Genomic DNA, 6,278 nt, shown 5'->3' on the forward strand with positions numbered 1-6,278 from the left:
TATAGCGCTACGCGCAAGTCAGCAAGGTTCTTGCGTCAGAAGTCAAAAGTAAGCTATGACTAAGTTTCGGAGTTTATGAATGTTAAACATCTGAATGCGTAGTGCTATATCATGTCAGGAGAATTACCCTTAATAAAAATCTCCCCCATCTCCCCATCTCCCCATCTCCCCATCTCCCCTTAATTATGGGTATTCAACCAGACTTGATATAACTAGTTGTAGCATCCATAACGGCCAATGGTATTAGCTGTTTTCTTCCTTAATAGTTGGCTTATCAGCACCTTTGCCAGTTTTTGCTAGATAAATTCCCTCCATAATCACAGCAAAACCTAGTAAGTTAAGAATACTTAAGTTTTCTGAAAATAGAATCCAGGCCAGAATAGCAGCAACTAGTGGATCGAGAAGCAATACTAAGGAAACAAAGCCTGAAGAAAAGTGCTTGAGGCTGTATACTACTAAACCATGTCCCACAGCTTCGCAGACAAGAGCTAGGGAAATCACTGCTAACCATCCTGACCAAGAAATCGGGAAAATTTGATCACTGAATATCAGAACCACTGGGATCATAAAAAGTGTTCCCAAAGCACAGCGCCAAATCAGGATTCCTTCTACAGAAAACTTGGTTCGCAGTTGTTCTAATAGTAAAAAGTTGACTGCATAAAATACAGAAGATGCTAAGGCAGCACTATCACCGATAAAGTTATTGGGCGACTTTAGAAAATCCTCTATTTGTAAAGTAGTTGCCCCTAACAAGGCAAGTGCCAGACCAATGAGAAATCTACGGTCAAAACGCTGCTTAAATAATAACCATCCTCCTAGAGTAGCGAAAAATGGTGTTAGAGCTCCTAGTACATTACCATTAGCAACGCTAGTCTTAGTTAAAGACCAAGTCCATAGAAATCGACCACCCAGATGAGAGATCGCTACGCCTACCAAAAGTAAGATATCGACAATTTTGTAACCTGACTGTGGTTCAGAGTTCTTCTGGGATGTTTGAGTACGTACTTGGCTGAATCCATTCCACAAACCAAAGACTAGAGTAGCTATCCAAAGACGATTGAATACTGTGGCATTAGCACTTATTTCTTGAAGAGAAAACCTGATTAAGATGGCTGTTATAGATAAAGCAAGTAAGGCAATTACTAATAATAGTATTGGTAGTAATTCTGATGTTTGCTCTCTATTGTATTCTGTTACTATCGCTTTCATTTTTTGGTGTTAGATGCTGACTAAAAATACCGTAATTTGTAAGTATTTAGCTATCAAATGATAGCTAAATTAAGGCAATCATTGGGTTGATCAACCTAGGAGAGTATAGACGTTAGAGTTAACGTCTATAGAGGAGAGGTTTTTTCCTCGTGGGTGATGCTGACGTTACTTGGGTCTTTTTGGTCTGTTATCTTACACTCATCATGAATAGCTGATTAGCTGATAGCTTAGTATAGTTTAGCTAAGCTATAACCTACTATTCTGCTCCAAATAAATAATAGTCTAATCATAAAGTATCCTGCTCACCAAATCAAAGGTAATCAGTATCAAATTTTTATATCACGTCTGGAGGATTAGTGATGATTAACAATATCGTAATTTTTATTATGGACAATTAAACGGATTTGATATAGTATCCTGTCCGATAGTATTGGCAATGTATCCCAGAGTTAGGCTTACTATTATTGCGATATGGCGATATAGCGTTCGCGAAGGGTCGGGCTTTGCCCGAATCGCACTATTATTGCGTTCCCGTAGCGGCTCTGAAGGAGCATCCCTTTGGGGTGATCGGGCGACCATCCCTAAAGCACGACGAGGCATTCTTTGAACAACTGTTGGGTCGGTTTATCCTCTGAACCTCAGTCGCGAGCCTTTGAGCCTAATCAGTGAATCCGATATCTGCTACACTCTACCGGATCTGGTATAATAGAGGATTATCAGTAACTACCCAAGTAATTTGGGATCATTTCCCATTCTCTTGTCTACCATTAAAGTGGCAACTAATCCAGAAAATTCCTAACTAAACGGGCAAGGGGTCTCCCGTTATAATCTTTGATAAGCGCGGGAGGGGAATTGCCCGACGGGGTATCTTGGTTCTCAACAGTACGCAAGTAGTACAATCACATTATGCTGTTAACTTACTGCTATCGAATCAAGCCTAGTGACGAACAGATAGCCATCATGGAGAGATGGCTTGAATTGTTGCGTCGTCACTGGAACTATGCTCTAGGGCAACGGCTTGACTGGCTCAAGCGGACTAGAACCCCGATTGACCGTTGCAGTCTTGTGAGTGAGCCGATTGGTGAAATTCCGGAACCTGTCAACTACTACACCCAGCAAGCCGCCCTTAAAGAAACTAAGCGGTGGTTCCCTGAGTACAAACAAATCTACACAGAAACTCAGCAGGTTAACCTACAACGGCTTAATAAAGCATGGGATAGATGGCGAAAACCTGATGTTAATGGTCAACGAGGGGGACGACCACGGTTTAAGAAAACTGGTGACTTGCGATCTTTTGTATTCCCACGGGTTAACAATTCCAGAGCGGGAGCACATCTAAAAGATGGAGTGCTTGAGCTGAGTCGGATTGGTGAGATACCTGTGGTAATGCACAGACCTATACCGGACGGTTTCACTCTCAAACAATGCACTATCGTTAAAAAAGCAGACGGTTGGTATTGTTGCATTTCAATGAAAGATGATACTGTCCCTGAGTTTCTTCCTGTAGATTCAGTTAAATCGTCTGTTGGTATTGATGTGGGTTTAGAAAAATTTTTAACCACATCAGATGGTGAGGCTATTGCAATTCCTCAGTTTTACCGAAAGGCTCAAGACAAGTTAGCAAAAGCCCAACGGGTTATGTCGCGTCGTGTTAAGGGTTCTAAAAACTGGGAAAAAGCTAAGAATCAAGTGGCTTTATTGCACCTTCATTTAACCCGTTGCCGAAAGGAATTTCATTATCAAGTTGCTCATTGGTTATGTAGTAATTACGACCTGATTGCTCATGAAGATTTAAACATCAAAGGACTTGCCAGAACAAAACTGGCCAAATCAATACATGATGCGGCGTGGGGGGCATTTATGGAAATTTTACAAGCAGTAGCGGTCAAACGCGGTTTGTTACTCCAGAAAGTTGACCCCCGTCGGACAAGTATTGAGTGCTTCAATTGTGGATCTAGGGCCCTTGAAAAGTTTAAGTGAGCGCGTTCATCATTGTTCCAGTTGTGGTGTTTCGATTGACCGTGACTGGAACAGTGGTATCAACATTTTGAATCGTGCGTTAATGGCGGTTGGACTGCCGCTGAATGGCTGTGGTAAATCGATACAAGATATTGAGGATCAGCAAGTCTCATTTGTAAATCTGAGAAGCCTACATCATAATCTTTGATTTGATGTAGGAATAGTCACACAGTCCACTGCTAATGGCACTACAGCGATGACCAACACCATCCAATGCACCTTAACTGGAAACATCGAGTCAGTAGCTCAGGTAAACTATCTCCTAAGTCAGGATGGCCTTCGATTCAAAATCAAAACCTTACCCACTGATGAGATTCCTACTGGAATCCATTCCTGGCAAGTCGCCCCTAATACTAGCTCAGATGGTGTAATTGGCTCTCTCTACCTAGAAGCGATGACTGAGACAGTCCAGGAGGAGCAATGGTTAATCGCTGGCAGAGTCGTGCAGTTAGGCAAACGGGGACAGTTTGTACAACTCAAAGTGTCCAGACCAGGACAGAAAACCCTGAAAATCAGTGTCTTGGGCTCTAGCAAGCACATGAAAATTGGGGAACTGTGGGAAGTAGTTGCTAAGCGCCAACGGGATACCCTGATTTTACATCGAGCTTTACCCCAAGTAGAGCACAATTCCAATAGCCGCCCAGCTTCGAAGAAAAACCGCAGCCACAAACCGGTCGAGTCTAGGAAGTATAAACATGAGTCAACATTTCAACAAACCCAAACAACCTTGTTACAGCAGGCTCTGACCAAGCTATCAGATGACCTAAATCCCTCCAAATCCACACTAGCTGCTCCCCCGACGGAAACCATTGATAGAGTCTTAGCCACGTTGAAACAGAAAACCGGTGTCAACGATTGGCAATTAGACTTGCCTAAACAGCGAGGTCGAACAAGATGGGAATGGGAAGCGTTCTCCCCTTCAACCCAGCAACAAGCACGAGTGAGTTTGAAGGGAAACTATATCCACGTATATTATTACCAGTTTCCGGATATCCCATCTCCAAGTGTTGATTCTCAATCCTATGATCGTTTAATTGTTACTCCTTTAGGAGCAGCTAGAAGCATTGGTGCCAGTTGTTTCCAAATTCTGATTGGTCCCTATGAAGTAGTTTTAGACTGTGGCACTCGACCCAAAGGCTACGACCCTTTGCCCGCCTTGGACTATCTGGATAATCCTAACCTGCTCCTGATCTCCCATAGCCATCAAGACCACCTTGGTGCTGTGCCCGTCTTTCACAGCCGCTACCCTGGTGCGCGGATGATTTCCACTCATGGCACCAGGGAAATCGCCCATGTCATGCTCAGGGATGGACTTAAGATACAGCAACTGAATGAAGACTCTCCAGAGTTATTTGATGAGGCCGATTTAGAACGAACCTTGTTTCAATTGGAAACTCAACCAGTAGGCAAAGACTTTGAGCCCTTACCGGGACTAATGGTAAGGTTTATCAATGCCGGGCATATCTTGGGTGCGGCTTGTATCTATCTGCGCTATAAGGATATGTCTTTACTCTACACCGGAGACTTCCACACTACCAATAGTCGCACCACTAACGGCTTGAATTTAGCTGAGCTTCCTGAAGCAGATATTTTAATTACTGAGTCTACCTATGGTTCCTCTGTCCACCCCGGTAGAAGAAATCAAGAAACTGCATTGATGGAATCCATTGCTGAAGTAGTGCAAGCTGGGGGCAATGTCTTGATTCCCTCTTTTGCCTTGGGTAGAGCTCAGGAAATCTTGTTAGGGATCCGCACCTCCAAGTTATTTAATAAATTAACAGTTCCCATCTTTGTGGATGGATTGGTCAGAGCAGTCACAGAGGTATTTCGAGAAAACCTGGACTTGTTACCTGTTCCAGTTCAAAACTTAGTTAAGATTAACGGCCAGGAACCATTCTTTGATCAAACCAGTACACCCCCGATTATTTCTATCGAACACTTTCGGGAACGTCCGATTGCGATCGCAAAACCCAGTGTAATTGTGGCCAGTTCCGGTATGCTGACCGGTGGACCTTCAGTCTATTATGCCTCAGTACTGCTAGAGCGAGAGAATGCTGCCATCTTTATTTCTGGCTACACTGATGAAGAATCCCCTGGCCGACTCCTGCAAAGTCTCAAGACTGGGGACACTATTGAACTAGATGGGAAACCAATTACCGTCAAAGCTCAAATCAAACGGTTTAACCTCTCTGCCCATACCGATAAGGTGGGACTCGGACAAGTAATCAACAAGGTAAAGCCCAAGCACCTAGTCTTAATTCACGGAGAATTAGAAGCCTTACACCAAGTAGCCCGGTCTGGAGACAATCAGTCCTTGTTCTATATTCATATTCCTGCTGTGGGGGATAAAATTGAATTAGGAGTAGCACCGGAACAGCTTTCCCGACAGCAGCTTGCTAAGATTCAGCAACCCCAAGAGTTTGACGTGATGGTGGAGACCTTTGGGACCGATGCTTGGTTGCGAGTTCCCGAAGAGGTAGTGGAAAAAGACCCTCGATGGCAGACCTTGAGTATCAGCGGCATTATCAAAGCGCGATGGGATGGTGTGAATCTCAAGCTTGCTCCCATGCAACCGGAAATGATACTTCAGGAAGAAGAAATTGAAGCAGGGCTTAAGAGTGGAAAGGATTGCTGTGCCGTGTGTCAGTTTTTCAGTGGTAGATTTTGTGAATCTCCTGATAGTCCTTTGTTTGAGCGGAGGGTTGATCCCTTGGCAATCTGTGATCAATTTCAATCTAAAGTCCAGGATTTGTCAACTCTTGACACTGACCTTCTGTTGGCAGAGGAAGTTGATTACTAGCAGGAGCGCTCTCCTACTCAATATCTCCGAGATTTTCCCGAGCTTATCCATTTAAAAAAGGCGGCACCCAGATTCGAACTGGGGATAAAGGCTTTGCAGGCCCCTGCCTTACCACTTGGCTATGCCGCCACTAGTTTCTTATTATATCATACTATTTCTGTTTAATTACCCATATTACAAATTTTTCCGCGTCCAGTGCGTCCCCTTTCTCCGGTGCTGACCTAGTCAACGAAGACGCAAAGAACGCTTA

General features: G+C 43.8%; 3 protein-coding genes, 1 tRNA gene and 1 pseudogene. 3 read left to right on the forward strand and 2 right to left on the reverse strand.

Translation table 11 applies throughout. The features are described from left to right. Window positions 1–243: 243 nt before the first annotated feature. Window positions 244–1,209: a DMT family transporter gene (locus F6K20_RS20360; protein ID WP_071102375.1), complete on the reverse strand. Its 966-nt coding sequence runs from the start codon at window positions 1,207–1,209 to the stop codon at window positions 244–246. A 503-nt stretch (window positions 1,210–1,712) separates the two neighbouring features. Here F6K20_RS20360 and F6K20_RS20365 point away from each other — a divergent pair. The 3 genes and pseudogenes from F6K20_RS20365 (at window position 1,713) to F6K20_RS20375 (ending at window position 6,028) form a co-directional block, all read left to right on the forward strand. Continuing rightward, window positions 1,713–1,844 carry a hypothetical protein gene (locus F6K20_RS20365; RefSeq protein ID WP_267872131.1) on the forward strand — a complete coding sequence of 44 codons (132 nt, stop codon included), beginning with the start codon at window positions 1,713–1,715 and terminating at the stop codon, window positions 1,842–1,844. Window positions 1,845–2,115: 271 nt separating this feature from the next. Then, window positions 2,116–3,376: pseudogene (locus F6K20_RS20370) on the forward strand (RNA-guided endonuclease InsQ/TnpB family protein). Between the two features lie 48 nt (window positions 3,377–3,424). Then, window positions 3,425–6,028: an MBL fold metallo-hydrolase gene (locus tag F6K20_RS20375; protein WP_287295824.1), complete on the forward strand. Its 2,604-nt coding sequence runs from the start codon at window positions 3,425–3,427 to the stop codon at window positions 6,026–6,028. Between the two features lie 58 nt (window positions 6,029–6,086). Here F6K20_RS20375 and F6K20_RS20380 read toward each other — a convergent pair. Beyond that, window positions 6,087–6,157: transfer RNA gene (locus F6K20_RS20380), tRNA-Cys, on the reverse strand. Window positions 6,158–6,278: the final 121 nt, after the last annotated feature.

This window comes from Moorena sp. SIO2C4 (genome assembly GCF_010672485.1).
Lineage (GTDB): Bacteria > Cyanobacteriota > Cyanobacteriia > Cyanobacteriales > Coleofasciculaceae > Moorena > Moorena producens.

What these genes read in the sequence shown, in the direction of transcription:
- F6K20_RS20375 (WP_287295824.1), top strand. Translation starts at nt 3,425, where the DNA reads ATGACCAACACCATCCAATGCACCTTAACTGGAAACATCGAGTCAGTA.
- F6K20_RS20360 (WP_071102375.1), bottom strand. Translation starts at nt 1,209, where the DNA reads ATGAAAGCGATAGTAACAGAATACAATAGAGAGCAAACATCAGAATTA.